We start from the raw sequence: 26,403 nt of genomic DNA, 5'->3' as shown, positions 1-26,403 counted from the left end.
GCGCGTTTGCAATATCACCTAACCATCTTAGAATAGACGACTGGAGCACCATACAAACTCCTAACGCCGAGCCGCTCGGCACCTAACCCGCTACCCCGCTGTCTCGTTCCAGGAGTCCCTGTTGGATCTCGCAACCCTGATAGGCCTGATCGGCGCCATCGCCATTATCGGCGCTTCGATTCTGCTGGGCACTGGCGCCCAGGTATTCTTCAACGTCCCTTCCCTGCTCATCGTTCTGGGCGGCAGCCTGTTCGTGGTATTGGCCAAATTCAGCTTTGGTCAATTTATTGGCGCCATCAAGGTGGCAGGTCGCGCATTTCGCTTCAAGCTGCCCGATACCGAGGCCAGCATCAGTGAGCTGGTTGAGCTGGCCACCTTGTCGCGCAAACAGGGCTTGCTGGCACTGGAAGAGAAGGGAATTTCACAGCCTTTTCTCGCCAGCGGCATTCAGTTGCTGATTGATGGCCACCCCCAGGAGACCGTCAAGGCCATCCTGGAGAAAGAGCGCTTACTCACCCTGGAACGCAATCGCTGGGGCGCCAAGGTGTTTTCCGCACTGGGTGACGTCGGCCCCGCGATGGGGATGATTGGCACGCTGATCGGCCTGGTTCAAATGCTCTCGAACATGGAGGATCCAAAGTCGATTGGCCCTGCCATGGCGGTCGCCCTGCTGACCACCCTGTACGGCGCCATGCTTGCCACCATGATCTGTCTGCCGATTGCCGACAAACTGACCCTGCGCATGACCGAAGAGGCGCGGATGCAAGCCCTTTGGATTGACGCCCTGCTCGCCATCCAGGAAGGCACCAATCCCCGAGTAATCGAACAGTTGCTGCGCAGCTACCTGCCGCAGGACAAGCGCGACAAGAGCGCCAACGGTGAGGCGCAGGACGCCTGATGGACGAGCTGGAGGACGACAAGCCCGGCATCCCGGCGTGGGTCATGACCTTCGCCGACCTGATGTCACTGCTGATGTGCTTTTTTGTACTGCTGCTGTCCTTCTCCGAGATCGACGCGCAGAAGTTCAAGCAGATTGCCGGCGAGCTGTCCAAGGCCTTTGGCGTGCAACGGGAGATACCCGCGTTGGATATCCCCATGGGGACCAGCCCGATCTTCGACAACTTCTCACCCGGCAAACCCGAACCCACTCCGGTAGACAGCGTTCGTCAGCAAACCACAGAACAAGCGCCACAGCTCGATACCCTGCGCGCAGAAATGGAGACCGAGCTGCAGGAACAGGTGCAGAGCACCACCGAGCAACAGATCGACACCAGCGTCGATGCCCTGCGCGATGTTCTGGAGAACGAGCTGCAGGAAGGCCGCATTCAACTGGAGCACGACCGCAAGCGCATCATCATTCGCGTTGAGGAGAAGGGGTCTTTCCCTTCTGGTTCGGCGGACATGACCGAAGACTTCCATGCCATGCTTGACCGCATAGCCGAAGTACTGGTCGAGCTACCGGGCGAAATCACCATTGAAGGGCATACCGACAATATTCCGATTCATACCAGCCGCTTTCAGTCCAACTGGGACCTGTCAGCGGCGCGCGCGTCCTCGGTCGCCAATGCCCTGCTGCTGGGCGACAGCATCAAGCCCGAACGTATCCGCGTGCAGGGCTATGCCGAAACCCGCCCCCGCGCCAGCAATGAATGGCCGGAGACACGCGCGCTGAACCGCCGGGTGGAGATTATCCTCGACCTCTCAGGCTCGATAGAGGAATACGAAGCGGAACTGCGCAGGCTGATGGAAGAAGACCTGGGCGAGCTGATTCAGGACCTGGAGCTGCAGCACCACCCGTCACCGCGCCACTGATCAGCGCTTGAGGTCATCAGGAATGGGCGGCTCGGGCATCGGCCCCGGCCGCTTGCCCTGCCCCGCGCGGAACTGCCGCAACTGGAAGACGTAGGCCAGCACCTGCGCTACCGCCAGATACAAACCAGCGGGAATCTCCCGATCCAGCTCGGTGCTGTAATACACCGCCCGGGCCAGCGGCGGTGATTCCAGCACCACAATCTGGTGCTCACCAGCCACCTCACGAATACGCTGCGCCACCAGATCAGCCCCCTTGGCCAGCAACACCGGCGCGCCGGTGGACAGCGGATCGTACTTGAGCGCCACGGCGAAATGCGTCGGGTTGGTGATCACCACATCAGCCTGCGGCACCTTATCCATCATCCGCCGCTCAGCCATCTCACGCTGCAGTTGGCGAATGCGCCCTTTCACTTCCGGCTTGCCCTCGGAATCCTTGAACTCGTCCTTGACCTCCTGCTTGGTCATGCGCAGTTTTTGCTTGTGATCCCACAACTGAAACGGCACGTCCACCGCCGCAATCAGGATCAACGAGGCCGACAGAATCAGCAGCGAAGAGCCCAGCACCCAGGCGCAATGCACGACAGCCGCCTGCAACGACTCCTGCCCCATGCTGAGCAAGTCCTCGGTACGCAAATGCAGCACCATCAATGCCGCACCCAACACCACCAGAAACTTGCCCAACGCCTTGAGCAGCTCTACCAGTGCCTTGAGGGAAAACATGCGCTTGAGCCCTGCCAAGGGGTTCATACGCTCGAACTTGGGGACCAGCGAGCTGACGCTGAACAACCAACCACCCAGCATCACCGGCCCGACGATGGACGCCACCAACAGCAGGAAAAACAGCGGTCCCAGCACCTCCAGCCCCTCCCCTACAGAGGCAAACAGGTGCAAGCCCAGACTGTCGCTGCTGTACAGGGCTTCGCGCTCAATGCTGAAGTTGAAGCTCATGATGTTCATCAGCTTCTGCGCCATCGCCGGCCCCAGCATCAGCAATCCGATCGCTGCCACCATGACCACTGCCAGCGTATTGAGCTCGCGCGAGCGCGCCACCTGACCTTTGTCACGCGACTCTTTAAGTCGCTTGCTCGTGGGCTCTTCTGTGCGTTCCTGACCGCTTTCGGATTCAGCCATCAGCCCACCCTCACCAGCGCCCTGAGATAGATCAGCGCTTCTGCAGCCAACTGCTGATAGTGTGCCAGCACGCTATCCATCAACACCCAAAGAATGAACAGGCCAAACACCAATGTCAGCGGAAAACCAATGGAGAAAATATTCAGTTGCGGCGCAGCGCGCATCATCACGCCGAAGGAGATGTTGACGATCAACAACGCGGTAATCGCCGGCAGGCCAATCAGAATGGCGGCTGACAGCACCCAGGAAAAGCGCAGCACCAGGGCCTGAAAATCCAGCCGCCCCAGCGTCTCGCCAATCGGCAAGGTGGTAAAACTCTCAACCAGCACCTCCAGCACCACCAGGTGGCCGTTCATGGCTAGAAACAGCAGGGTCACCAGCATGGTAAATACCTGCGCCACCACCGCCACGGAAATCCCCATGCTGGGGTCGTTCATCGACGCAAAACCCAAGCCCATCTGCATGGCGATGATCTGCCCGGCCAGCACATGCACCTGAAACAGCAGCTGCAATGAGAAGCCCATCGCAGCGCCAATCAGAATCTGCTCGCCAATCACCAGCCAGCTCTGCAACGACAAGGCATCCAGCACGGGTACGTCGCCCACCTGCGGTGCAACCAGCGCGGTAATCGCCAGCGCCAGATACAGGCGAATGCGCATGGGCAGCAGCTGGGTGCCGATGACCGGCATGGTCATCAGCAACGAGGCGATGCGGAACAGTACCCACAGGTAGCTGGCTACCCAGCGACTGATCTCGGCGCTGGAAAGCTCAAACATCAGCCGATCAGTCCAGGAATCTGCCGATACAGCGTATCGGTGAACTCGATCATCTGCGCCGCCAGCCAGGGCCCCAGCCAGATCAGCGTGAGAAAGGTGATCAGCAGGCGCGGCAGGAAGCTGAGCGTTTGCTCGTTGATCTGGGTCGCGGCCTGAAACATGGCCACGATCAGGCCAATAAGCAGGCTAGGCACAACCACAATGGCCACCACCACCGAGGTCAGCCAAAGCGCCTGACGAAACAGATCTACCGCCACTTCCGGGGTCATGGCCTGCTCCTATGTCACCGCAAAACTGGCGGCCAGCGTACCGATGATCAGCGCCCAACCATCCACCAGAACAAACAGCATGATCTTGAATGGCAAGGAAATGATCAGCGGCGACAGCATCATCATACCCATCGCCATCAAGACACTGGCGACCACCAGATCGATCACCAGAAACGGGATAAAGATCATAAAACCAATCTGGAAAGCGGTTTTCAGCTCGGAGGTAACAAATGCCGGCACCAGAATGTGAAACGGCACATCGTCCGGCCCAGCCAGATCGGTGCGCTTGGCCAGCCGCACAAACAGCTCAAGATCAGTCTCACGGGTCTGCGCCAACATAAAGTCGCGCAGGGGCAGGCTGGCGGTCTCCAGCGCCTGCTGGGGAGCCATCTCCTCGTTCAGATACGGCTGCAGCGCGGTTTCGTTTATCTTGCTGAACACCGGCGCCATGATGAACAGCGTGAGGAACAGCGCCAGACCAATCAGGATCTGACTGGATGGCGTCTGCTGCAACCCCAGCGCCTGGCGCAGAATTGCAAACACAATAATGATCCGGGTAAAGCTGGTCATCATCATTACAAACGCGGGAATAAAGGTGAGCGCCGACATCAGCAGCAGAATCTGCAGGCTGACCGAGTAGGTCTGCTGCCCCTCGGCATCGGTACTCAGGGTAATCGCCGGCATACTCAGCGGATCGGCCGCCGTCTGCGCCCAAACCGAAGGAGCCAACAGCAAAAGCAACAAGCCCAACCAGCGCATCATGGGGTTTGATCCCGTTTCAGTAGTGCCTGCAACTTGCGGGCAAAGTCACTGTTGCTGGCGGCCGCCTGGGCAAGATCAGCCACCGGCTGGTCAAATACGTGCAGGGTGTTGATTCGGCCAGGTGAGGTGCCCAGCAGCATCTGGGTGCCGCCCACATCAACCAGCAACAACCGATCACGCGGCCCTAATGGCAAACTGCTTAGCAACCGAATGTGCTGGCCGCCCTGCGCCGCCATCGGCCCAACCCGGCGCAGCAACCACCCCAGCAGAAAGATCAGCCCTACCACCACCAGCAGGCCGAGCGCCAGCTGGCTCAGCTGGGCGGCCAGCGACGCGCTGCCGACATTGGACGCGGCAGCCGCCGCCGGCTCAGCGGTCTGCGCCAGAAGCGGCAGCGGCACGGCGGCCACAAGCGCCAGCAAGGCTCGCATCAGCGCAGCTTCTTGATACGTTCGGAGGGGCTGATCACGTCAGTCAGGCGGATGCCAAACTTTTCGTTCACCACCACCACCTCACCGTGGGCAATCAGCGTGCCGTTGACCTTCACATCCAGCGGCTCGCCAGCCAAGCGATCCAACTCAACCACTGAGCCCTGGTTGAGCTGCAGCAGGTTGCGAATGGTGATATCGGTGTTACCTACTTCCATGGAAATGGTCACCGGAATGTCGAGAATGACATCCAGGTTCGGGCTATCGCCCGGATCAAAATCTTCGCCGCCAGCGCGCGCCGGCGCGTTGAACTCTTCCATCGGCATACGCGGCTGGGCGTTGCTCTGCTCGAGCATGGCGTCGATATCATCCTGTTCGGCGTTACCCGCCTCGTCCAGAGCCGCCGCCCACTCATCGGCCAGCGCCTGCTCTTCCGGGCTGATCTCGTCGGGTTGTTTGTCCTCAGCCATCTCGCTGTCCCCTGTTGTTGTTGGCCGTGGCCGATCAGCGCGGACGCACGACCGGACCCAAAATCTGTAGCGCCAGGTTCCCCTTGACCGAACCCAGCTTGCTCTTGAAGGTCGGCACGCCGTTGGCGCACAGCACCATGTGCTCTGGCATCTCTACCGGAATCACATCACCGGCCTGCATACTCATCAGATCCTTGAGGCGCAGCTGGGTTTTCACCACGGTGGCGCTCAGCGGCACCTTGACCCCGGTAATTTCCTCGCGCAGTGCGCGCACCCAGCGCTCATCGTGCTCGTCTACGTCGGACTGGACACCCGAGTCCAGCACTTCACGCAGCGGCTCGATCATCGAATAGGGGAAGGTCACATGCAGGTCACCGCCACCACCATCAAGCTCGATGTGAAAGGTAGACACCACTACCACTTCGCTGGGGCTGACGATGTTCGCCAGCGCCGGGTTAACTTCGGAGTTGACGTACTCGAACTGCACGTCCTGCACCGCCTGCCAGGCTTCCTTAAGGTCGATGAAGGCCTGATCCAGCACCATGCGGACAACGCGAAGCTCGGTCGGGGTAAATTCACGACCTTCGATTTTGGCGTGGCGACCGTCACCGCCGAAGAAATTGTCCACCAGCTTGAACACCAGCTTGGCGTCGAGAATAAACAGCGCGGTACCACGCAGCGGCTTCATCTTCACCAGGTTGAGGCTGGTGGGCACGTAGAGCGAGTGCACGTACTCGCCAAATTTCATCACCTGCACGCCGCCCACAGCCACATCGGCGGAACGGCGCATCAGGTTGAACATGCTGATGCGGGTATAGCGGGCAAAGCGCTCGTTGATCATCTCGAGCGTAGGCATGCGCCCACGTACAATACGGTCCTGGCTGGTCAGGTCATAACTCTTGATCGACCCCGGTTCACTCTCGACATCCGTGTCGATGGCGCCATCGTCTACCCCATGCAGCAGGGCATCGATCTCATCCTGTGACAGCAGATCCTGTACGGCCATGGCTATGTCCTATTGCAGAACCAGATTGGTAAACAGCACCGACTCAATAACCGGGTCACCCACTTCCTTCTCCAGTAGCGCCTTGACGGCCAGGCTGGCCTTCTCGCGCAGCGCTTCCTTACCCTCCGGCGTTGCCAGTGTCTCGAACTCCTCGCTGCCAAACAGCATCACCAGCTGATTACGGATCAGCGGCAAGTGTTGATTCAGCTTGGCCATGCCTGCGGCGTCCCGGCTCATCAACACCACGCTGACCTGCATATAGCGTTGCCGGCCGCCCACCGCGTAGTTGACAACGAATGCCGGCTCCAGTGACTGATACAAGGCGACCTGCTTGACCGGCTCGGCTGGCGCAGCCTCCTCCGGTGCGTCATCGCCTTTCAGCAAGAAGAAGGCCACACCGGCAGCCGACAGCAGCAGGGCCAGCAAACCAATACCAACCAGAATAAACAGCTTCTTACGGCTCTTGGCCGGCTTTTCCGGCAGATCGTCTTCGGATTTTGAGGGTTGCTTCGCCATGCCAATATTCCGTCATTCGGGCCTTTCAGCCACCAGTAACCATGCTTGATGCATTGAGCGTGCCAGTCCAGCCACGACGCAACGCGTAGGGCGGCCAACGGATATAGGATACTGATTCAGAGGGAAAATGTCTTTGCCGCACCCGAGGAAGCACTGATCAATCCCACACGCCCTCTGCGAGTGCTCAAGCGTGTAGCCGCAAGGCACGATGTGCAGCCAATAGTGGTTCTATTGGCAAACAGCGCAACGCAGCAGATGCATGCTTGAGCGCTCGCCCTGCGGGGCGTTCAGTCTGGGCCGCACTCTGCGTTGTGATTTCTCGACAGGTCCAGACATGCCTTCGAAACCACGTCTTGATTGCGGCCCAGCCTGAACGCCAGAGGGCATGCGGAATTGACCAGTGCTTCCTTAGGTGCGGCAAAGAAGACGATGCAGGAAAAAATCAGGCGTAGTAATCAACCAAACGGGCATGGGCCAGCAGCGCTTGCGGCGACAGCTGTTCGGCAACCGGGTTCTCCTCAGGCAGCCCGCCCAGCCCATTGCCGGTACCGCCACGCTGCTCACTACCCCGCCCATCGCCTTGGGCCAGCAGGCCGCCGTCACTTTGACGCTGCTGCGAGGAACCATCGGAAACATTGACATCCAGTTGGCCAACACCCTGCTGGGTAAACATCTCGCGCAAGCGATACATCTGCCCTTCTAGCGCATCACGTACCCCGGCGTGCTGGCTGACAAACTGCACCTGATGCTCCTGCCCACGCGTCTGAATCTTGATCTCCAGCGGGCCCAATTCAGCTGGGTCGAGCTGTATCTCCACCGATTGCAGGTTCTGACTGGACATCCACATCACCTTGTTGACCACCGCCTCGCTCCAGCCCGCCTGCCCCATGGGCACTCCCAGGCTTTGCGTCGGCGCAGTGACCGGACGCGCGCTCAGGGCCGCCTGCCCGCTCTGCTGAAGCTGCGCTGCCGCGATCGACTTACCCGCATCGCCACTCTCCGCGTCGGTTCGCCCGGCATTACCAGCAAGGCGCGCCTCTAATTGCTCAACCATACGGCCCAGGCTGCCCGCCTCAAGCGGCTGGGATACCGCGGCCTGCACTCGCTGCTGCGGCTGAGTAGTGTCCTGCAACTGACGTTGCGCAGACTCGGCACCAGCGACGCGGCCCGGCTGAACGCTAGTACTGGCAGCTGCCGGCTGCACATCAGCGTTGGCCTGGGCCTCTGCGCCACGCAGCGCGGCTCGCAACTGCGACACCAACTCAGACAGGGCAACGCCGGCTCGCACAGGCGCGACGTCACTTGTGTCGCTGCCGCTGGCCGGCGCGCTCAGCTTCCCGGCTTCGCTCGCAGCCAAGGCCAACGATGAGGCGCCGGGCACGGCAGCGACTGACTCCGCGGGCTCGGCCGCTGCAGACTCAGGTGGCAGCTGGGCCAGCCAGCGTTGCCACTGGGCACTGATCTCGGCCAGCACCGAGGGGTCTTCGGCCAACGAGGATGCGCTGCTCGCGCTGTCGGCCACCGAGGTCTCAGCCGATTCGGCTTGTTCGCCGGGCAACATCTGCGACAGTTGCTGCAACCAAGATTGCACCTGCATCGGCAATTCCTTGCCGCTGTCGGCAAACTCGGCAAGCTCGGGAGTCGCCCCTGCGTCAGTGCCAACCACCGCATTAAGCTCGACCATTAGCGCATCCAGCTGCGCCGGCGTCTGCTCTGCCAGAATCGCAGAAAACGCAGCAACCGCTTCAGCGTCGGCGCCTCCAGCCCTGGCCCCGCCTAACTCAGGCAGCGCATTGCGCGAAAAACCGGTATTGAATAGCGCCAGCAGATTTTGCCCAATAGGCATGACAAGATCTCCACACGAGATGGCTCGGTCAAATGTACGGAGAGTCTTTTGCAAGGGTTGGGCCAGATTGACCCGGAGAAGGAAAGTCGGGGTAGATCAACGCAACAGCGGCTGCAGCCTGGTAAACCCCTGCTCGATCAACGTCAGCGAACTGGCGGCACCAGCGCGGTCTCCCGCCAGCCCGGCGGCTTCAGCCTCAAGGCAGGCCTGCTCCAATACTTCAGCTCCCATATTGCCGCAGCTGCCCTTAAAGCTGTGCGCAGCCTGGCGGAAAGCGTCCATATCGTCAGCCGACAAAGCACTGCGCAACTGGCGCAGGCGCAGCTCAGCATCGGCCAGAAAGGTTTGCAGCAGCAGCGCGTAATCGTCCTGCATCAACTCTCGCAGTGCCTGCAGCACCGTTGGATTCACATCTTGCACGGACTCAACCATCGCCGTTCTTTCCCCTTTTCAACCCTGAGCCGGTATCGCATCGGGAGTATGCCCAAGGTGCCAGTGGAAGGCCACCCTGACCCGACTGCCTTGTTCGCTGATTGCCAACTCGTCGGCCAAAGCAGCCACCAAAGCCAAGCCACGCCCCGCATAATCGGCGGCGGCGCAGACCGGGGAAAAGCCATCGCCGCTGTCCTCACAGGTCAACACCAGGGTTCCGCCTCCCTCGGCGGCGGGCTGATGATCGATGCCCAACCGAATCCAGCCAGCGCGCAGCTGCGCCAAACGCTCGCTGCGCTCCTGGTAGTAGAAGGCAAACCCGTTGGAGTCTTGCTTCCAGGCCGAATCCAGTTGCAGCAAACCATGCTCCAGCGCGTTGCTATACAACTCGCTCAACACGGTAAAGATGGCCCCGGCGCGTGGCCGCAGGCCTGCGATGCTCAACAGCTTTTGCAGCACAAACGGCAGCGGATTTTGGGTGCGTATGGCTTGCGCCCGGAAGGTGTAACTGAGTCGCCAGTCCTGCAGGACATCGGTGTCGCCACCCGGCGAAAGCGCCATCGGCTCAAATAGCCGGTCACGCTCCGGCATTACTACCTGCAGCAGGCTGACGTCGTCTTCCGGGCTGCCGTGAAAGCGAGCCAGTGCAGTGAGCAAGCCATCAAACAGCTCATCTGGCTGGCCGTGGTGCGCCTCGATCACCTGGGTCACCCCCCCATCGCCAAACTGCTGGCCAGCGCCGTTGCGGCTTTCTATCACGCCGTCGGTCCAACACAACAGGCGCTCGCCCGGGTGCATGACCAGCACCAGCGGGTTCGGGTTGAAGCGCTCACGGCTGGCGACCCCAAGCGGTAAATGGACCGACGGCACCCGCTGCAGTAATTCGCCTTGCCGGCCGAGAATCATCACCTCCGGCAAGCCACCATTCCAGATTTCCACCAGCCCCTTGCTGGGGTTGACCTCAATCAGCACTGCGCAACAAAAGATACCCACCGGCAAAATACTGGCCAGCTTGCCATTGAGCTCCAGCAAAATGTCGCGCAAGGAGTAGCCCTTGGCGGTCATGGCATAAAACACTTCGGCCAGCGGCATGGCACCAATCGCCGCCGACAGACCGTGACCAGTGAAGTCGCCGAGCAGCAGGTGCATCTCACCGGAAGGCCGGTGTGCGGCCAGCAGAATGTCGCCGTTGAACATCGCGTACGCTGACTGCAGGTAGCGCAAGCTGCTGTCACTCAAGGCGCCGGAATGGGCCACGCGGTCAAAGATGATCTTCGCCAGCTCCTGATCGCGCACCAGGCTGCGATGCTGGGCTGCGATGACATCACGCTGACTTTGCAGGGTCTGATGCATCTCACGCATGCGCCTGAAAGCGCGAATCTTGGCGTCGAGAATCACCGGGTTGTAAGGTTTGGTCAGAAAGTCGTCGCCGCCAGCTTCCAGGCACTTCACCAGCGCATCGGTCTCGGTCAGGCTGGTGAGGAATATCACCGGCACCAGGTCTTCACCGGCGCTGCGCTTGATCCGGCGGGCCGCTTCAAACCCGTCCATAATCGGCATCAGAGCGTCCAGCAGCACAAGGTCAGGGCGGCGCTCGTCAAACAGCGCCACCGCCTGGGCGCCGTCCTCCGCCAGGCACACCTGATGGCCCAAACGCTCGACCAGGCGGCCAAGAATCAACCGGTCCGTGGGGTTATCGTCGGCGACCAAAACCAGCAAAGGCGCGGCCTGTGGGTCAGCCGGCAGGGGAAGATTACCCGCGCCCTGCATCGATCACTCGATGCTGAACAGCTGTTCGAAGTTGGAGATGCTCAGCACCTTGCGCACATCCGGGTTGCAATGAACGATGCGGATATCAGCACTGTCGCCACCGGCGTGGTCGCGCAGCAGCAGCAGCATGCCTAGTGCCGAGCTGTCGATATAGTCGGTCTCGTGAAGATCGACGACATATTGGCGGGGAGTCAGGCCGCTGCGCTCGTAGGCGTTGCGAAAGTCCTGATGTGCGCCGAAATCAAAACGGCCCTTGACGTTGATGGTCAGTACCTGGCTGTCAGCCGACATGGACGCCTGGATCGACATGAGTTCTCCCTGTCAGGTTTGCGATCACATACACCATTTCTTGTAGCACAGGGGATGGGCGCTGTCAGGGATTATTTGTGCGTTGTGCATGGGCACGCTGGGAAAGCTCATCAAGCAGCTTCTGCTCCTGCCGGTCCGCTCTGGCTTGGGCCTCCTGTCGATATTTCTCGATCAGCTTGCGCAGTGCTTCCAGACGCTGATAGCGCTGACGCCAGTTCTCCCGCGCCCGCTCGATACTCTGACCATGCCAGGTGACGGTCTGTCGCTGTTGCTCGATGGCGACCTCCATTTGCGCCATAAAGCGCTGGTAGTTCATCAGCCAGTCGCGCCCTACACCCTGAGCACCGCGCTGTGACCAGCCCTTGGCATATTCGCTGCTGTAGTACTCCAGGTCACGCAAACGGGCACTGGCGTCATCCAGCTGCTGTTGGCACTGGCCAAGCACGGTGGCCGCCTTGCGCTCTTCCTCCAGCGCCATATCCAGCACCGGCGCCAGGCGTCGGATGCGTGTTTCACTCATTGCTCAGGGTCTGCTCGAGCGCGCTCTGGCTCTCGGTCAAATTGACGCTATCGTGCAGCCCCTGACGCAAGAAGGCTTGCATAGACGGCATTTTCTCCATGGCCTTGTCAGTCAAGGGATCTGAGCCGGCCGAGTAGGCGCCCACGCTGATCAGGTCACGGCTCTGCTGATAACGCGCGTAGAGCTGCTTGAACAGCTGCGCCTTCTGAAGTTGCTCGGCCGATACAATCTGCGGCATCGCTCGACTAATCGACGCCTCGATATCAATGGCCGGGTAATGCCCCTCTTCGGCCAAACGCCGAGACAGCACCACGTGGCCATCTAGGATCGCGCGCGAGGCGTCGGCAATCGGGTCCTGCTGGTCATCACCCTCGGACAACACGGTGTAAAAGGCGGTAATCGAGCCGCCGCCCTGCTCGGCGTTGCCGGCCCGCTCAACCAACTGTGGCAACTTGGCAAACACCGATGGCGGATACCCCTTGGTAGCCGGCGGCTCACCAATGGCCAAGGCAATCTCCCGCTGGGCCTGGGCAAAGCGCGTCAGCGAATCCATCAGCAACAGCACGTTCTTGCCCTGATCGCGGAAGTACTCAGCAATGCGCGTGCAATACATGGCTGCGCGCAACCGCATCAGCGGGGCATCGTCAGCTGGCGAGGCAACCACCACCGAGCGGGCCATGCCTTTTTCGCCAAGAATCTGCTCGATGAACTCCTTGACCTCGCGACCACGCTCACCCACCAGACCAACAATGGTGATATCGGCATCGGTGAAGCGCGTCATCATGCCCAGCAGCATACTCTTGCCCACGCCGCTGCCCGCAAACAGGCCAAGCCGCTGGCCGCGCCCGACGGTCAGCAGGCTATTGATCGAGCGAATACCAACGTTCAGCGGCTCCTCAATGGGGTGGCGCTTGAGCGGGTTGATGGTTGGGCCATTGAGGTCGACCCAGTCGTCAGCCTTGAAGCTGCCCTTGCCGTCCAGCGGCCGACCGATGCCGTCTACCACCCGGCCCAGCATGGCCGAGCCCATGGGCAACTTCCCACCACCGGCCGAGGGCACCACCCGGGCGCCCGGCTGCAAACCCTCAAGACGGTCCACCGGCATCAGGTAAATCTTGTGGCCGGCAAAGCCCATGACTTCGGCTTCAATCTGGGTCTGGCCCTGGGCGGTGTCGCTCATCACCAGGCAGCGGCTGCCGACTGGCGCCTTGCACCCCTCGGCCTCCAGGGTCAGGCCGACCATGCGAATAAGGCGCCCTTCGACGACCGGCTGCGTCGGCAGCTGCAGGGCGGATTGATAGCGCGACAGCCGCCGCGCAAAACTGACTCGTTCCACGCGGCTCATGATGGCTCAACGTCGCCGGTCACGGGCAGATCAGGTTCAGGCGGGTGGGCACGTTGCTCGCGCTGCTGTTCCTGCAACTGCGCCAGCAACTGCTGAAATCGGGTTTCCAGGGTAGCGTCTACCTGGCTGTGTTCAGTTTCGATACGGCAGCCGCCCGGCATCAAACCATCGTCTTCCAGCAGCCGCCAGTTTTCCTCGTGCCGCTCGCGCAGCGCCTTGATGGCGTCGAAGTCTTTGGGGTTAAGGTAGATACGGATATTTTCTGCGCCCACCGGCAGCGCCTTGAGCGCGCCGCGCAGAACAGTCACCACCTGGGTTCGGTCAACCAGCACTTCACGTTGCAGCAACTGGCGCAGCATCTGCTCCAGCAGCATCAGCAGCATGTCTTCAATCTGCTCATCCTGCTGCTGCAGCGGCGCCATCAACTGGGCCATCAGCTGCTCTATTTCACCCAGACGGGCCTCAAGCGCGCTACGGGCTTCCTGCTGCCCCTTGAGCTGGCCGGCGTGGAAACCGTCCTTTTCACCGGTGGAGAAGCCTTCGTTGTAGGCCTCCTGACGAATCTGCTCCAATTCTTCAACGGTAAAGGGTTTGACCTCCTCCACCTCGATGTCGGGCTCCTCGTGCTCCTCCGGTTCGCCGACTTCGGGGGCGTCACGCTCCAGCGCAACCTGATGCGGCGCCTCGTCAAAACTGGGCAGGTCCCAGCGACTGAAGCCCGACACCTCGCTGCTGCGCAGCAGCTCGCTCTCATTCTTGACTTGCGACATCGCACCCTACCCCGCTCTGCAAACCCCGGCAGCATACCACCGCGCAGCACCGATCAGATCATTTCCTCACCACCCTTGCCACCCAGCACAATTTCGCCGGCGTCGGCCATACGACGGGCAATGGTGAGAATTTCCTTCTGCGCCGCCTCGACTTCACTGATACGCACCGGCCCCTTGGCCTCCAGATCATCTTGCAGCAACTCGGACGCACGCTTGGACATATTGCGGAATATCTTGTCCTTGATGGCATCATCCGCACCCTTGAGTGCAACGATCAGCACCTCGGACGACACCTCGCGCAACAGCGCCTGAATGCCGCGATCATCCACCTCGGCAAGGTTGTCGAAGACAAACATCAGGTCCTCGATACGCAGCGACAGGTCTTCGTCCATTTCGCGGATCGACTCAATCAGCTGCGATTCGGTGCTGGACTCCAGGAAGTTCATGATGTCGGCAGTGCGCTTGATGCCACCCATGGCAGCACGCGAGGTGTTGGAGTTGCCGGCAAACTGCTTCTCGAGAATCTCGTTCAGCTCCTTCAGCGCCGAAGGCTGCACCGTGTTCAGCGCCGCCACCCGCAGCAGGATATCCAGACGCACCTTGTGATCAAAGTAGCCGATTACCTCGGCTGCCATGTCCGGGTCCAGATAAGCCACCACGATGGCTTGAATCTGCGGGTGCTCAAAGCGAATGACGTCGGCCACCGCGCGCGGTTCCATCCACTTCAAGCTGTCGAGGCCGGAGGTGCTGCCGCCCAGCAGGATGCGGTCAACCAGGCTATTGGCCTTGTCCTCACCCAGCGCCTGAGTGAGCATGCTGCGGATGTAGCTGTCAGCACCGACGCTCAGACCGGTTTGCTCCCCCACAACCTCGATGAAGTCGCCCATGACTTCTTGTACCTGGTCCCGCTGGACCGTGCGCAGACCGGCCATTGCACTGCCCACCCGCTGCACTTCCTTCGGCCCCATGTGCTTGAGAATCGCCGCCGCGTCCGACTCGCCCAGGCTAAGCAGGAAGATCGCGGCCTTGTCCAGTTTGGACATCTTGGCCGGTCGTTTGCTGGCTTCTTCACTCATCGGCATTGATCCATTCCTTGACGACCTGGGCCACCCGACCGGGGTCTTCGGCGAGCAGCCCCTTGATGGCATTTAATTGCTGTTCATAACCCGCCCCGGGCGGCGGCAGCAGCACCGGGCCGGACGCCGGGCCCGACAGACTAACGTGATCGTCACTCAGCTCACCATCCAGGCCGCCCAACCCGGCACCGGCCGGCAGGGCCGCCGGGTAGCCGTCGCTAGCCCCCTTGCCTGCGACCGTCAGGTTCTTCAGCGCGGGACGCAGCACCGCAAACACAAGTACCAGGACAAACAGTATCCCCAGAATCTGCTTGGCCACATCCCAGAACCAGGGCTGCTCCCAGAACGGGATGGCTGGCAGCGGCTCGCTTTTGGGTTCCGCCACAAAGGCACTGTTGATCACGCTCACGCTGTCACCACGTGCAGCATCATAGCCGACTGCGTCTTGCACCAGACGGGTCAGACGCTGCACTTCTGCTTCACTCAGCGGGGTACGGGTAACCTCGCCGGTCTCAGCATTAATCTCGGCCGGGTCATCAACAACCACCGCCACCGACAGGCGCTTGAGACGGCCCTGTTGCTGGCGGGTGTGGCTGATCTGCCGATCCAGCTCGTAATTGCGGATGGCTTGCTCGCGCTTGTCCTGCGGCGGTGCCACCACCACCGGCTCACCGGTAGCCGGATCAATAACCTGCTCGGGCACCTGGGTGGCGCCCGGCGGCTGATTGGAGAGCGCCCCGGGCACCCCCTGCGGACCGCTGTTGGCAGCACGCGCTTCACTGACCACCTGCTCGCTGCGCAGCGCAGCATCCGGGCTGAACATCTCGGCAGTAGACTCGACCGTGCTGAAGTCTACATCCGCCGATACCTCAGCCTTGTAGCGCCCCGCGCCCAGCAACGGCTGCAGGATGTTGTGCACACGGCGGGTGTAGGTATCTTCCAGACGACGGGTATAGTCAAACTGACGTCCGGCGATGGTCAGCTCGTTCAGCTCGTTCTGGTTGGACAGCAGATTGCCGTTCTGGTCGACAACAGTTACCTCATCCTTACCCAGCTCGGGCACACTGGTGGCCACCAGATTGACGATGGCCATCACCTGCGCCGGCTCCAGGCGCCGACCGGCATACATTTCCAGCAGCACAGAGGCGCTGGGCTTGCGGTCGTCACGGACGAATACGGTGGAGCGCGGAATCGCAATGTGCACGCGGGCACTCTTGACGTTGTAGAGGCTGGAAATAGTGCGCGCCAGCTCCCCTTCCAGGCCACGGCGATAGCGGGTGGTTTCCATGAACTGGCTGGTGCCCAGGCCCTGCTCGCGATCCAGAATCTCGAAGCCGACATTGCCATCGGTCGGCGCGATACCGGCGCTGGCCAGGCGCATACGCGCATCGGCCAGATCTTCGCTGCGGACCAGCAACGCGCCGCTGTTGGGCTCTACCTTGTAGTCAATGCGACTCTGCTGCAGCATCTCGACGACCTGGGCGGCATCATACCCTTCGAGGCTGTTATACAGCGGACGATATTCCGGCTCCTGGGACCACAGCACCACGGCAAAGCCGATCGCCACGCTCGCGGCCAAACCGACCAGCAGGCCGAATTGACGCAGCATCGGCAGCTGCGCCAGGTTATCCAGAAAGGTTAGCCCCATCAGTGGCTTGCGTAGGCCGTCGGGCTGGTTGCGGGTCGCCGGGGCGTTGCTGGCGGAGTCCATGGTCGTTTCCTCGGAGGGTCAGGCCTAGATTGCCATTTTCATGATGTCTTCGTAGGCCGCAACCATCTTGTTGCGCACCTGGGTCATGGCCTGAAAGGCGACCGACGACTTTTGCGAGGCGATCATCACCTCGGTCAGATCGATACCCTCAACCCCGCGCTCGTAACCAGTCTGCAACTCGGAGGTCGTCTTTTGCAGTTCATTGACCCGGTCGACCGCCTGCTTGAGCAAATCGTCAAAGCCTGGGCCGTTGACACTGGGCTCGGCCGCTTGCGCCGGCTGTGGCTTGCCCATGGCCTCCATCTGCATGGTGCGCATTTGCAGCATCAGTCGATTGAATTCCACACCCTGAGTCATCGTTGCCTCCCCACCGTCCAAATGTTGACGGCTACTATCGCTTTACAGGGTATTCAGCAAGATTGGTGCCAACAGCAGGGGCTGTATGAAGGGAAACAACAGCCGGCGCAGGGCTGCGCCGACTGAAAGGCCAGAGGACTCAAACACCCGCGAACAGGCTGCCTTCAACGTCCAGGCCGGCATCGCGCATCTGGGCCAGCTTATAGCGTAGCGTGCGCGGGCTGATACCCAAGCGCTCGGCGGCTTCCTTACGTCGGCCACGCTCAGCGCGCAGCACCTCGATAATCAGCTGGAATTCGCGCTGACGCACGCCCGCCCCCAGCTCGCCGGCGACCGTTTGCGCCTCAGCTGCCGGCGCAGAGGCAGCAGGCATCGGCGCCGACCGCACCGCCGCAGCCCCGATAAAGCCTTCCAGGCACAGGTCAACCGGTTCAATAGTACCGCCCTGCTGCAGCACCAGGGCGCGTTGAACGGCGTTATCCAGCTCGCGCACGTTGCCCGGCCAAGGATGCGCCTGCAGTGCCTGAGCGGCGGCCGACGAAAAACTGACAGCGGCCAAGTTCATCTTGCGACAATGCTTGCTCAACAGCCGCTCTGCCAACGGCAAAATATCCGCCGGCCGCTCGCGCAGCGCCTGCCACTGCAGCGGGAAGACCCCCAGCCGGTAGTAAAGATCTTCACGGAAGCGCCCAGCAGCCACCTCGCCGAGCAAATCCCGGTTGGTGGTAGCAATCACACGGATATCCAGCTGAATCAGCTTGCGCCCACCAACACGCTCGACCTCACGCTCCTGCAATACCCGCAACAGCTTGGCCTGCAGGGCCAGCGGCATTTCGGAAATCTCATCCAGCAGCAGCGTACCGCCGTTGGCCTGCTCAAACTTGCCTGGCTGCGCCGCCACAGCACCGGTAAAGGCGCCCTTCTCGTGACCGAACAAGGTAGCCTCCAGCATATTCTCTGGAATGGCCGCGCAATTGATGGCGATAAAAGGCTGACCGGCACGCGGCGAGCGCTGGTGAATGTAGCGTGCCAGCACCTCCTTACCGGTGCCTGACTCACCTGATACCAGCACGGTGGAGTCGCTACCGGCTACCCGCGCCGCTAATTCGAGCAACTGTACACTGGCCGGCTCCACCGCCACCGGGCCGTCGGCCGCTGGCGCCAGTCGGCCCAGAGCATGCTGGGCAATCAACTCCAGCAACGCCTTGGGCGCAAAGGGTTTAACCAGATAGTCTGCTGCACCATCGCGCATCGCTGTGACAGCCTGCTCCACCGTGCCATAGGCCGTCATCAGCAAGACCGGCAGCTGCGGGTATTGGCTACGCAGCGTGCGCAGCAGCGCATGACCATCCATACCGGGCATGTTGACATCACTGACCACCATACTGACGCTCTCTCGGCGCAGCAGCTGCAGCGCCGACTCAGCGTCGGCCGCCTCCAGGTAGTCATAGCCGCCCAGCATTAGGGTGTCGGCAAGGGCTTCACGCAGCGCGTCGTCGTCCTCAACCAGCAGAATACGCCCAGCAGCGCTCGTCATCACCTACACCTCCCCGGTTGTCGGCAGCGCCCGCAGCGGCAGCAACATTTCAGCGCAGGTACCCCAGCCGGCCTTGCTGCGCAGATAAAACGCGCCGCCATGTGCCTTGACCACGGACTTGACCACGGCCACCCCCAGGCCGGTGCCTTGCGGCTTACTGGTATGGAAGGGCTCGCCAATGCGCGCCAGTTGCTCGGCATTCATGCCCTGCCCGGCATCCACCACACACAGGCTTAACTGCCCTTCAAGCTGGCGCGCCACCACCTTAAGGCGTGGCGCGGGCATTCCGGCCTGCAGGGCGTTCTCGATCAGGTTCAGAACAGCGCCGACCAGGGTGTCGCGATTACAGCGCAGCATGGCGTCCGCCGGCAGCAGGTTTACCCAACGGCAAGCACCGCCACGACTGGCAATGACGCTATCGGCCTGCAGTTGCAACCATTCCATAAAAATGGAAACCGGCAGCGTGTCCTCAATCGGCAGGTCACCCTTGGCGAACTGCAGCATGTCGCGAATCTGGTGTTCGATGCTATGCAAGCGCCCCTGCAGACGCTCAGAGAAACGAGTGCGATGGGCAGCAGGCAGTTGGGCGTCGGTCAGATGTTCGGCATACAGCAAGGCAGACGCCAGCGGCGTACGAATCTGATGCGCCAACGAGGCGACCATGCGCCCCAGGGCGGACAAGCGCTCATTACGCGCCAATTCGCTTTGCAACTGGCGGGTTTCGGTCAGATCGTTAATCAGGATCAGCTGGCCGGGCTCACCTTCCAGCGAGCGGGTTGCCAGCGACACCCGGCGGCCGGTACGCAGCGAGACTTCGTGGTAATCATCATCCCGCGGCGCAAAGCGCTGCTGGATCAGGTCACGCCACAGCTGGCCCTCCAACGGCTCGCCCAGCAGAGCCCGCGCCGCCGGATTTGCCTCACGCACCACACCACGCCCATCCAGAATAATCACCCCACCGGGCAGCAGATTAAGCACGTTCTGCAACCTGCCCGCCAAGCGTGCCTTCTCGGCCAATTCACGACTGCGCTGGGCCTGAGCGTCGGCCAGTTGGCGCTTAAGTTGCGCTACCTGCCGCTCCAGCAAGGCATGGGATGCGCCAAGCTGCTCGGACATACCCTGAAAGCGCTCAAAGGCCGCCTGCAAGGCAGCCTGATCCCCTTCAGCTACGGCGGGCGCGTGCTGATCAGCGTTCGGATTGAAGTGAGCCTTGGCAGCCATCGGGCATCCCCTGAGTTACAAATAACAGTCAGGGGATACTCAGCAATCATCGTGCCACAAAAAATAACTCTTTATTTTCAATAGCTTGAAAACAAAAAAGCAGAACCGCGTCAGTCTTCTGACGCGTCTGAACCGCGATTCAGGCCGTACTTTCGCATTTTCTCGACCAGGGTAGTCCGGCGAATACGCAACCGCTCAGCCGCACGAGCGACAACGCCGTTGCACTCATCCAGCGCCTGCTGAATCAGCGTCTGCTCCAGACCGCCGAGATACTCTTTCAAGTCCAACCCTTCCGGCGGCAGGAACGCCGGGCTGTCCAGCCCCACCAAACCACTGAAAGCGTCACCTCGCTCATCCTCGGCGTCGCGCAGTTGGCGCAGATCATCCTGATCATCTTCGACATAGCGGAACTTGCGCGGCAGCTCACCCACGCCAATCACGCCGTGCGGATGCATGATTGCCATGCGCTCCACCAGGTTGGCCAGCTCCCGCACATTACCCGGCCAGTCGTGCTGACAAAGCGAGAGGATGGCCGACGTACTGAAGCGAATGGAACCGCGCTTCTCGTTTTCCATCCGCGTGATCAGCTCATTCAGCAGCAGCGGCAGATCTTCAATACGCTCGCGCATCGCCGGCATATCGATGGGGAAGACATTCAGACGGTAATACAGATCCTCGCGGAAACCGCCCTGCTCGATCATCTGTTCGAGATTCTTGTGGGTGGCCGCAATGACACGTACGTCGGCGCTCTGGACCTTGTTGCTGCCGACACGCTCGAAGGTACGCTCCTGCAGCACGCGCAGCAGCTTGACCTGCATGGGCAGCGGCATATCGCCTATTTCGTCCAGAAACAGAGTGCCGCCCTGAGCCAACTCGAAGCGACCTGCACGACTGGTGATGGCGCCGGTGAAGGCACCCTTCTCGTGGCCGAACAACTCACTTTCCAGCAGTTCAGCCGGAATCGCACCGCAATTGACCGGCACAAAGGGCGCATCCTTGCGGCGCGAGTGGTAATGCAGGTTACGAGCGACCACTTCCTTGCCGGTGCCAGACTCACCCAGAATCAGCACCGTCGCTTCGGTATCGGCCACCTGCTGCATCATCTGGCGCACCGCATGAATCGGCCGGCTGGTACCCACCAGACTGCGGAACAGGTTAGGCTCACGCTGCCGCTGGCGGTTGCTGTTCTCTTCAAACACCTCACGGTACACCTGCGCTCGATGCAAGGCATCCAGCAGGTGGTTGTAACTCAACGGCGGCTCAAACACGGCCAGCAAACGCTGCTTTAGATGGTCCGGCCAGTGCGTCGACTGCTCGGGATCAAGCAGGATAACCGGCAGGTTTGCATCCCACTTGTCCAACTGCCCCAACAACGCTGGCAGCCCCTGCTCCAAAGCACAGTGGCCCAGGATCACGCAACGAATATAGCTTGAGGACTCAACTGCAGCATCGACGGCACTCTGCCATCCTTCGCTATCGGCAATGATGGCGTCTTCCCCGAGAAAGGACAGAATAACGCCCAGATCGTGGCGCCCCTGAACGGAGTCGTCGATCAACAAGATGTGGCTGTTAGGCAGCATAGACGGGGAAGCGTTCCTGTTGGCAGGCAAGGATGACAGCAGCGAATACTGGCGCTACGCCATATTTTTTAAGGTGGGTCTAAATGTAGTCAGAAACAGCAGACGAGTCAAATAGTTGGCGCACCATTTCCGGCGATAATATTCTGCCGGAAATAGACTCAATTGAACATCTGATACACCTTGGCGCCCTGACGTCCCCGCTGCAGCCCCTGGAGCTCTTCAGCCAGCTTACCCTGCACCGCCTGGCACAGGGCAACAACCTCCCGATAGGTCTCGCTCAGGTTCTCCAGCGCAACCGCCACCTGCTGGTCATCGCGCTGCGGATCCTGCATCGCCTGATGAACATGCTGGCGACACAGGCGATCCAATTCACCGACCTGCTGCCAGTCGCCGGCCTTGACGGCCTCGATCAACGATGTGTGGGTTGCTTGCAATTGCTCTACGGCATTAGCCATGACTGATTTCCTCACGCTTGGCGGATGCCGTCCCAACCGGCCTTGATTTCGCGCAGCAGCTCGCTCACTTCATCGAGCATGGCTGCATCGTTCTTCAGGTTCGCCTCACTCAGGCGTTGTTGCATGAAAGCATAAAGGCTATCCAGGTTGCCTGCCACTTCTCCGCCTTGCTGATGATCCAATGCTTCACGCAAGCCGCCAAGGATGGCGACGGCCTTGCCAATCTGCTCGCCCTTTAACCCGATGTTGCCGTGCTGCATCGCCCCCTTGGCCTGGGCGACCCGCTGCAACCCACCTTCCATCAGCATCTGGATCAACCGATGGGGGTCAGCTTCGCTGACCTGCGCATTGACGTTGACGGTCTGGTACTGCTTCATCGCGGCGTAAGCGTTCATCGGACATATCCTGCATGCAAGTGGTACATGACTCGGTTATCGGCATCGCAGCCAAAAGCTAAAGGTTAGAAATGAAAAAACCGGCGCCAGGCCGGTTCTTTCGAGCTTTCGATTCGCGTTCACGCCGGCTCAATAGCGTCCCACGCCTCTTTGATCTCAGTCAGCAAGCTCTGCACCTCATCCAGCGAGCGCGGGGTATCATCCAGCGCCACACCGGCAAGCTTGAGGGTCATGTAGTCATACAGGGCATCCAGATTCTCGGCAATCTCGCCACCCAGATCCTTATCCAGCGACGCTTGCAATGCACCAATGATGCTGATGGTACTGCTCACGGCTACGCCGCGGCGCTCGGAGTTGCCGGTTTCCTGGGCATGCCGAGCCAACTTGACGCGCTCTATCGCGCCGTTAAGCAACAGCTGTACAGCGCGGTACTGCGACACTTCCTGAGAAATGTTGACCTTTTTGTAGGTATCAATCGGGTTTGCCACGGGTTCAGGACTCCTTCACGACGCCAGGCAGATTTGCCAACTGGCTGGCCAGATAAGTGCTGGTGCTCGACAGGTTGGCCACGAGTGAGTCCATCGCATTGAATTGCGCCAGTAGGCGTGTCTCCATGCTGCTCAACCGCGCCTCGAGCCGCTCGCGCTGCTCATCAATGCCGGACAGGGTGTTCTGCAACGAGGTGGTTCGCCCCTCGATGATGCCACCACTCTTGGTGTATGGCTCAAGCTTGGCATCCAGGCGACCCATCAAGCCGTTCTCACCTGAGAGAAAGTTGCTCAGAGCATCAAAGTTGTTGTCCAGTGCATCATCGAGCTTGTCGCTATCGATTGCCAGCGTACCGTCACTCTGGGTGGTGATGCCCAGGTCCGCAAGAATACGAATATCGCCACTGGCTACGCTGGACATTTCCGTGCGCAGCGCCGACACGACGGAGCGGACCGATGCATCACCAACCAGCGCCGCAGCCAGAGGCTCGCCATCGTCCCCTCCGACAGCGGTCACAGAGGTCAACGAGTTGATGGTTTTCATCATCGCGTTGTAGCCATCGACAAACGACTGCAAGGAGGTACGCACGCCAGACTTGTCCAAGCCAACACTCAGCTTGACGCTCGTACCAGCGTCTATCGCTTCCTGAGTTTGCGCGGCTTTCAGCGTCAGCGTAACGCCGTCGATAGCATCGGAGATCGAGTTACTGGCGCTGCTGATAGACAGGCCGTCGATCGAAAGATTTGCGTCGCGTGCGTAGGAGATCACCCGCGGAGCAAGCGGATCCAGCGGGTCAACCTCGGTCGGCTCATAGTCGGTGGTAGCCGGCGGTGTATAAGCCAGCACTCCGAGGTCGCCGGTGTCGCTGGCATCGGTGGTGACCGCAACACTGATGTCGTTGCCTGTGCCGGTCTCGTTGGAACTCAGCACCAGCCGTGAACCACCGCCACCGCTGGGGTCACTGACCACCGTGGCGGTAATGCCGCTGTCGGCACTTTTGGCGTTAATCGCATCACGGATGCCCGCGAGGCTGTTGTTGGCCTCGCTCACCTCGATATCAAGAGAGGTATCTCCGGCAGAGATGGTCAGGGTGCCGGTACCGATGGCGTCGGTTGCGCTGGATTGGCCGCGTAACGCCACCTTGCTGCTCTGCGCCAGGTTAAACACCTGAACATCGTAGCTACCTACTGACGCCGCACTATCGGCCGTTACACTGAAGGTTTTGCTATCACCGGAGGTGGCGCTGCGCTTTTCATAGAGGTCAGCGCTGTTCAACTTCTCCAGCACCCCCTGAAAGGTGGAGAGGGCACTGCGAAAGCTGCCCAACGCCGTAAACTTGGCGGTTGTGCTGCTTTCGAGCCGAGTCAGCTGTGCACTCTTTGGCGCACCATCGGCCTCGACCAGCGCCGTGACGATGGAGCTGATATCAAGACCCGAACCAATACCTGTAATAGCCATGATGCTTACCTCGCGACCGTTTTTTGACGGTTCGCCTGCCGAAAGGGGTATTCCGGTCTAATCAGGCAAGTTACATGCCAGCAAAACCGGCAGCAGAGTGTCAGGCCTCTGCCTCAAACAAAACACTGCGAATTTCCGTCAGATTCTCGGCCAGTCGCAGCGCCTCTTCCGAGGGGATCTGGCGAATCACATCGCCACTGCTCGCCTCGGTTACGTTGATAACCACCCGGCCGCTATCGTCATCAAGTGCAAAATTGATGTCTCGACGTACCGACTGGACAAAATCTTGAATATCCGACACCGCAGCCTGCAGCTGTTCGCGCTCAACCTCTGCCGGCTGCTGAACAGCATCGCGGGTCTGGGAGGCGACTGCCTGGGCTGATGTACCTTCTTGCGCAGCTTCCGTCTGCTTGCCAGCTTGGCTGCTGACGCCCGCTTCCACCGCCCCGGCATTCGATACGGAGCGCGTTACTTCAAACGGTTTGATTACACCCATTTCCATGGTGCTTACCTCGCAACGGACAAAGCGGGGGGAAGGCTAGCCCTCCCCCCGCATGTTACCCCTGTTCCGATCTTAGCCCAAGAGGCTGAGAACGGCCTGGGGCAGCTGGTTGGCCTGGGCCAGGATCGCAGTACCTGCCTGCTGCAGGATCTGGTTCTTGGTCAGGTTTGCAGTTTCAGCCGCGTAGTCAGTGTCTTGGATCCGGCCGCGGGCGGCGGAGGCGTTTTCGGACACGTTCTGCAGGTTGGCGATGGTGGACTCAAAGCGGTTCTGGATCGCACCGAGGTCTGCACGCTGGGCATCGATGGAGGCGATGGCTTCGTCGATGATGTAGACCGCTTCCTGAGCCGTCTTGGCGTTGCTGATATCAATGTCCTTGACGGTGTTGTCAGTGGTGACACTAGACAGCGCCACGTCACTGGCAGAGCCAGCAGCAGTCTCTGCGGCGTCGACAGTGGCACCGCTACCGAATGCGAAGGACAGCTCACCTTTGGCAGTACCCACGTCAGCGTCGGTTACAACCGAGATAGAACCGTCGTCCTGTACGAAGGCACCCACGCCCATGTTGGCATCGTTGATTACGGTGGCCAGCAGCTGAGTCTGTTCAGCGGCAGTCGCGTCGTCATCAAACTCAGCGCTGATGGTGAACACGCGGTCAGTACCGTCTGCACTACCGGAGGCGACAGTGAAGGTTACTGCCACAGCGCCGGAAGAACCGCCAGCAGCGGCTTGAGCAGCAATGGTACCCGAGCTGATGGAGTCGCTCTTCAGTTCCTTGGTGCTCACTTCGTCCAGCTTGACGCTGATCGCTTCGTTAGCAGCACTACCAACCTGGAAGGTTTCAGTACCGAAGCTGCCGTCGAACAGTTTCTTGCCACCGAAAGCAGTGGTGTTGGCGATACGATCCAGCTCTTTCTTCAGCTGAGTCACTTCCGAGTTCAGTGCGTCACGCTCGCTCTCGCTGTTAGAACCGTTGGCAGCTTGCAGAGCCAGGTCACGCATGCGCTGCAGAATGTTAGTGGACTCCTGCAGAGCGCCTTCAGCAGTCTGAGCGATGGAGATACCGTTGTTTGCGTTCTTGGTCGCAACGCCCAGGCCGTTGACCTGGCTGGTCAGACGGTTGGCGATCTGCAGACCAGCAGCGTCATCTTTGGCGCTGTTGATTTGAGAGCCGGAAGACAGACGTTCCAGAGAGGTAGCCAGCGCGTTGGACGAACCGTTCAGGTTGCGCTGAGCGTTCAGAGAAGCTGTGTTTGTGTTGACTGTAAGGGCCATGGTATTGCCTCCAAAGGACCTGAAAATGTTTGCCTGAGCTTGCGACTCGTGGGCCGGACCTGCCCAGGCACCCATTGAGTTCGCATTCGATTACTGTATCGACACCTTGTCCGAAAGCTTTAGGAGGAAATTCATTTTTTCTCTGGCGAATTCTTCCGGTCAGCTATGGCTGCGCTGGCACCCCC

At 60.4% G+C, this 26,403-nt stretch carries 29 protein-coding genes; 2 read left to right on the top strand and 27 right to left on the bottom strand.

What is annotated here, in order from left to right:
• Window positions 1-121 precede the first annotated feature (121 nt).
• Entirely contained in the window at window positions 122-898 is a 777-nt protein-coding gene (gene pomA, locus HV822_RS14820; RefSeq protein ID WP_238870925.1) for a flagellar motor protein PomA, read from the top strand.
• On the top strand, window positions 898-1,812 hold the full coding sequence (locus HV822_RS14815) for a flagellar motor protein MotB (RefSeq protein WP_238870924.1): 915 nt from the start codon (window positions 898-900) through the stop codon (window positions 1,810-1,812). Before pomA ends, HV822_RS14815 begins: the two co-directional genes overlap by 1 nt.
• Here HV822_RS14815 and flhB read toward each other — a convergent pair whose 3' ends face one another.
• The 27 genes from flhB to HV822_RS14680 form a co-directional block, all read right to left on the bottom strand.
• Window positions 1,813-2,943 (bottom strand): flagellar biosynthesis protein FlhB, encoded by a 1,131-nt coding sequence (gene flhB, locus HV822_RS14810; RefSeq protein ID WP_238870923.1) that lies wholly within the window; start codon window positions 2,941-2,943, stop codon window positions 1,813-1,815. It abuts the gene before it with no gap.
• Window positions 2,943-3,719 carry a flagellar biosynthetic protein FliR gene (gene fliR / locus HV822_RS14805; protein ID WP_238870922.1) on the bottom strand — a complete coding sequence of 259 codons (777 nt, stop codon included), beginning with the start codon at window positions 3,717-3,719 and terminating at the stop codon, window positions 2,943-2,945. Before fliR ends, flhB begins: the two co-directional genes overlap by 1 nt.
• The gene (fliQ, locus tag HV822_RS14800) at window positions 3,719-3,988 is read right to left on the bottom strand and encodes a flagellar biosynthesis protein FliQ (protein ID WP_238870921.1); all 270 of its coding nucleotides are present in this window, start codon (window positions 3,986-3,988) and stop codon (window positions 3,719-3,721) included. Before fliQ ends, fliR begins: the two co-directional genes overlap by 1 nt.
• Window positions 3,989-3,997: 9 nt before the next feature.
• The gene (gene fliP / locus HV822_RS14795; protein ID WP_238870920.1) at window positions 3,998-4,750 is read right to left on the bottom strand and encodes a flagellar type III secretion system pore protein FliP; all 753 of its coding nucleotides are present in this window, start codon (window positions 4,748-4,750) and stop codon (window positions 3,998-4,000) included.
• Window positions 4,747-5,181, bottom strand: coding sequence for a flagellar biosynthetic protein FliO (gene fliO, locus HV822_RS14790; protein WP_238870919.1), 435 nt, complete (start codon window positions 5,179-5,181; stop codon window positions 4,747-4,749). Before fliO ends, fliP begins: the two co-directional genes overlap by 4 nt.
• Window positions 5,181-5,648 carry a flagellar motor switch protein FliN gene (gene fliN / locus HV822_RS14785; RefSeq protein WP_238870918.1) on the bottom strand — a complete coding sequence of 156 codons (468 nt, stop codon included), beginning with the start codon at window positions 5,646-5,648 and terminating at the stop codon, window positions 5,181-5,183. Before fliN ends, fliO begins: the two co-directional genes overlap by 1 nt.
• Window positions 5,649-5,682: 34 nt before the next feature.
• Window positions 5,683-6,654, bottom strand: a complete 972-nt coding sequence (gene fliM, locus HV822_RS14780) for a flagellar motor switch protein FliM (RefSeq protein WP_238870917.1) — start codon at window positions 6,652-6,654, stop codon at window positions 5,683-5,685.
• A 9-nt stretch (window positions 6,655-6,663) separates the two neighbouring features.
• Window positions 6,664-7,170, bottom strand: a complete 507-nt coding sequence (locus HV822_RS14775) for a flagellar basal body-associated FliL family protein (RefSeq protein WP_238870916.1) — start codon at window positions 7,168-7,170, stop codon at window positions 6,664-6,666.
• 442 nt (window positions 7,171-7,612) lie between these two features.
• On the bottom strand, window positions 7,613-9,016 hold the full coding sequence (locus HV822_RS14770) for a flagellar hook-length control protein FliK (protein ID WP_238870915.1): 1,404 nt from the start codon (window positions 9,014-9,016) through the stop codon (window positions 7,613-7,615).
• Between the two features lie 96 nt (window positions 9,017-9,112).
• On the bottom strand, window positions 9,113-9,448 hold the full coding sequence (locus HV822_RS14765) for an Hpt domain-containing protein (protein ID WP_238870914.1): 336 nt from the start codon (window positions 9,446-9,448) through the stop codon (window positions 9,113-9,115).
• A gap of 18 nt (window positions 9,449-9,466) precedes the next feature.
• On the bottom strand, window positions 9,467-11,218 hold the full coding sequence (locus HV822_RS14760; RefSeq protein ID WP_238870913.1) for a fused response regulator/phosphatase: 1,752 nt from the start codon (window positions 11,216-11,218) through the stop codon (window positions 9,467-9,469).
• A gap of 3 nt (window positions 11,219-11,221) precedes the next feature.
• Window positions 11,222-11,527 (bottom strand): STAS domain-containing protein, encoded by a 306-nt coding sequence (locus HV822_RS14755; RefSeq protein ID WP_238870912.1) that lies wholly within the window; start codon window positions 11,525-11,527, stop codon window positions 11,222-11,224.
• Between the two features lie 64 nt (window positions 11,528-11,591).
• The gene (fliJ, locus tag HV822_RS14750; protein WP_238870911.1) at window positions 11,592-12,047 is read right to left on the bottom strand and encodes a flagellar export protein FliJ; all 456 of its coding nucleotides are present in this window, start codon (window positions 12,045-12,047) and stop codon (window positions 11,592-11,594) included.
• Complete coding sequence (gene fliI, locus HV822_RS14745) at window positions 12,040-13,392, bottom strand: flagellar protein export ATPase FliI (protein ID WP_238870910.1); 1,353 nt, start codon at window positions 13,390-13,392, stop codon at window positions 12,040-12,042. Before fliI ends, fliJ begins: the two co-directional genes overlap by 8 nt.
• Window positions 13,389-14,162 (bottom strand): flagellar assembly protein FliH, encoded by a 774-nt coding sequence (gene fliH / locus HV822_RS14740; protein WP_238870909.1) that lies wholly within the window; start codon window positions 14,160-14,162, stop codon window positions 13,389-13,391. Before fliH ends, fliI begins: the two co-directional genes overlap by 4 nt.
• A 53-nt stretch (window positions 14,163-14,215) precedes the next feature.
• Window positions 14,216-15,238, bottom strand: a complete 1,023-nt coding sequence (gene fliG, locus HV822_RS14735) for a flagellar motor switch protein FliG (protein ID WP_238870908.1) — start codon at window positions 15,236-15,238, stop codon at window positions 14,216-14,218.
• Window positions 15,231-16,949, bottom strand: coding sequence for a flagellar basal-body MS-ring/collar protein FliF (gene fliF, locus HV822_RS14730; protein WP_238870907.1), 1,719 nt, complete (start codon window positions 16,947-16,949; stop codon window positions 15,231-15,233). The genes fliG and fliF overlap by 8 nt, the downstream gene beginning before the upstream one ends.
• A gap of 24 nt (window positions 16,950-16,973) precedes the next feature.
• The gene (fliE, locus tag HV822_RS14725; RefSeq protein ID WP_238870906.1) at window positions 16,974-17,306 is read right to left on the bottom strand and encodes a flagellar hook-basal body complex protein FliE; all 333 of its coding nucleotides are present in this window, start codon (window positions 17,304-17,306) and stop codon (window positions 16,974-16,976) included.
• A 139-nt stretch (window positions 17,307-17,445) separates the two neighbouring features.
• Entirely contained in the window at window positions 17,446-18,843 is a 1,398-nt protein-coding gene (locus HV822_RS14720; protein WP_238870905.1) for a sigma-54-dependent transcriptional regulator, read from the bottom strand.
• A 3-nt stretch (window positions 18,844-18,846) separates the two neighbouring features.
• A complete protein-coding gene (locus tag HV822_RS14715; RefSeq protein ID WP_238870904.1) occupies window positions 18,847-20,064 on the bottom strand; it encodes a sensor histidine kinase in 1,218 nt (405 codons plus the stop codon).
• 110 nt (window positions 20,065-20,174) lie between these two features.
• Entirely contained in the window at window positions 20,175-21,644 is a 1,470-nt protein-coding gene (locus HV822_RS14710) for a sigma-54 dependent transcriptional regulator (protein WP_238870903.1), read from the bottom strand.
• Between the two features lie 158 nt (window positions 21,645-21,802).
• On the bottom strand, window positions 21,803-22,099 hold the full coding sequence (locus HV822_RS14705; protein ID WP_238870902.1) for a flagellar protein FliT: 297 nt from the start codon (window positions 22,097-22,099) through the stop codon (window positions 21,803-21,805).
• Window positions 22,100-22,110: 11 nt separating this feature from the next.
• Window positions 22,111-22,494 carry a flagellar export chaperone FliS gene (gene fliS, locus HV822_RS14700; protein ID WP_238870901.1) on the bottom strand — a complete coding sequence of 128 codons (384 nt, stop codon included), beginning with the start codon at window positions 22,492-22,494 and terminating at the stop codon, window positions 22,111-22,113.
• 119 nt (window positions 22,495-22,613) lie between these two features.
• Complete coding sequence (gene fliS / locus HV822_RS14695) at window positions 22,614-22,982, bottom strand: flagellar export chaperone FliS (protein ID WP_238870900.1); 369 nt, start codon at window positions 22,980-22,982, stop codon at window positions 22,614-22,616.
• Window positions 22,983-22,986: 4 nt separating this feature from the next.
• The gene (fliD, locus tag HV822_RS14690; protein WP_238870899.1) at window positions 22,987-24,441 is read right to left on the bottom strand and encodes a flagellar filament capping protein FliD; all 1,455 of its coding nucleotides are present in this window, start codon (window positions 24,439-24,441) and stop codon (window positions 22,987-22,989) included.
• Window positions 24,442-24,541: 100 nt separating this feature from the next.
• Entirely contained in the window at window positions 24,542-24,943 is a 402-nt protein-coding gene (locus HV822_RS14685) for a flagellar protein FlaG (RefSeq protein ID WP_238870898.1), read from the bottom strand.
• Between the two features lie 72 nt (window positions 24,944-25,015).
• Window positions 25,016-26,218, bottom strand: a complete 1,203-nt coding sequence (locus tag HV822_RS14680) for a flagellin (RefSeq protein WP_238870897.1) — start codon at window positions 26,216-26,218, stop codon at window positions 25,016-25,018.
• Window positions 26,219-26,403 lie beyond the last annotated feature (185 nt).

This window comes from Halopseudomonas maritima, from assembly GCF_021545785.1.
Taxonomy (GTDB): Bacteria; Pseudomonadota; Gammaproteobacteria; order Pseudomonadales; family Pseudomonadaceae; genus Halopseudomonas; species Halopseudomonas maritima.
Note: the sequence above shows the minus strand (reverse complement) of the source record. Positions and strands in the feature narration are given on the sequence as shown.

Coding starts and splice junctions, on each gene's coding strand:
- fliP (WP_238870920.1), bottom strand. CDS start 4,750: ATGATGCGCTGGTTGGGCTTGTTGCTTTTGCTGTTGGCTCCTTCGGTT.
- fliO (WP_238870919.1), bottom strand. CDS start 5,181: ATGCGAGCCTTGCTGGCGCTTGTGGCCGCCGTGCCGCTGCCGCTTCTG.
- fliJ (WP_238870911.1), bottom strand. CDS start 12,047: ATGAGTGAAACACGCATCCGACGCCTGGCGCCGGTGCTGGATATGGCG.
- fliG (WP_238870908.1), bottom strand. CDS start 15,238: ATGAGTGAAGAAGCCAGCAAACGACCGGCCAAGATGTCCAAACTGGAC.
- fliE (WP_238870906.1), bottom strand. CDS start 17,306: ATGACTCAGGGTGTGGAATTCAATCGACTGATGCTGCAAATGCGCACC.
- HV822_RS14760 (WP_238870913.1), bottom strand. CDS start 11,218: ATGCAGGGCGCGGGTAATCTTCCCCTGCCGGCTGACCCACAGGCCGCG.
- fliS (WP_238870901.1), bottom strand. CDS start 22,494: ATGAACGCTTACGCCGCGATGAAGCAGTACCAGACCGTCAACGTCAAT.
- fliN (WP_238870918.1), bottom strand. CDS start 5,648: ATGGCTGAGGACAAACAACCCGACGAGATCAGCCCGGAAGAGCAGGCG.
- fliR (WP_238870922.1), bottom strand. CDS start 3,719: ATGTTTGAGCTTTCCAGCGCCGAGATCAGTCGCTGGGTAGCCAGCTAC.
- fliF (WP_238870907.1), bottom strand. CDS start 16,949: ATGGACTCCGCCAGCAACGCCCCGGCGACCCGCAACCAGCCCGACGGC.
- HV822_RS14755 (WP_238870912.1), bottom strand. CDS start 11,527: ATGTCGATCCAGGCGTCCATGTCGGCTGACAGCCAGGTACTGACCATC.
- HV822_RS14765 (WP_238870914.1), bottom strand. CDS start 9,448: ATGGTTGAGTCCGTGCAAGATGTGAATCCAACGGTGCTGCAGGCACTG.
- HV822_RS14815 (WP_238870924.1), top strand. CDS start 898: ATGGACGAGCTGGAGGACGACAAGCCCGGCATCCCGGCGTGGGTCATG.
- HV822_RS14705 (WP_238870902.1), bottom strand. CDS start 22,099: ATGGCTAATGCCGTAGAGCAATTGCAAGCAACCCACACATCGTTGATC.
- fliD (WP_238870899.1), bottom strand. CDS start 24,441: ATGGCTATTACAGGTATTGGTTCGGGTCTTGATATCAGCTCCATCGTC.
- HV822_RS14720 (WP_238870905.1), bottom strand. CDS start 18,843: ATGACGAGCGCTGCTGGGCGTATTCTGCTGGTTGAGGACGACGACGCG.
- fliI (WP_238870910.1), bottom strand. CDS start 13,392: ATGAGCCGCGTGGAACGAGTCAGTTTTGCGCGGCGGCTGTCGCGCTAT.
- flhB (WP_238870923.1), bottom strand. CDS start 2,943: ATGGCTGAATCCGAAAGCGGTCAGGAACGCACAGAAGAGCCCACGAGC.
- HV822_RS14770 (WP_238870915.1), bottom strand. CDS start 9,016: ATGCCTATTGGGCAAAATCTGCTGGCGCTATTCAATACCGGTTTTTCG.
- HV822_RS14710 (WP_238870903.1), bottom strand. CDS start 21,644: ATGCTGCCTAACAGCCACATCTTGTTGATCGACGACTCCGTTCAGGGG.
- HV822_RS14775 (WP_238870916.1), bottom strand. CDS start 7,170: ATGGCGAAGCAACCCTCAAAATCCGAAGACGATCTGCCGGAAAAGCCG.
- HV822_RS14685 (WP_238870898.1), bottom strand. CDS start 24,943: ATGGAAATGGGTGTAATCAAACCGTTTGAAGTAACGCGCTCCGTATCG.
- fliQ (WP_238870921.1), bottom strand. CDS start 3,988: ATGACCCCGGAAGTGGCGGTAGATCTGTTTCGTCAGGCGCTTTGGCTG.
- HV822_RS14680 (WP_238870897.1), bottom strand. CDS start 26,218: ATGGCCCTTACAGTCAACACAAACACAGCTTCTCTGAACGCTCAGCGC.
- HV822_RS14715 (WP_238870904.1), bottom strand. CDS start 20,064: ATGGCTGCCAAGGCTCACTTCAATCCGAACGCTGATCAGCACGCGCCC.
- fliH (WP_238870909.1), bottom strand. CDS start 14,162: ATGTCGCAAGTCAAGAATGAGAGCGAGCTGCTGCGCAGCAGCGAGGTG.
- fliM (WP_238870917.1), bottom strand. CDS start 6,654: ATGGCCGTACAGGATCTGCTGTCACAGGATGAGATCGATGCCCTGCTG.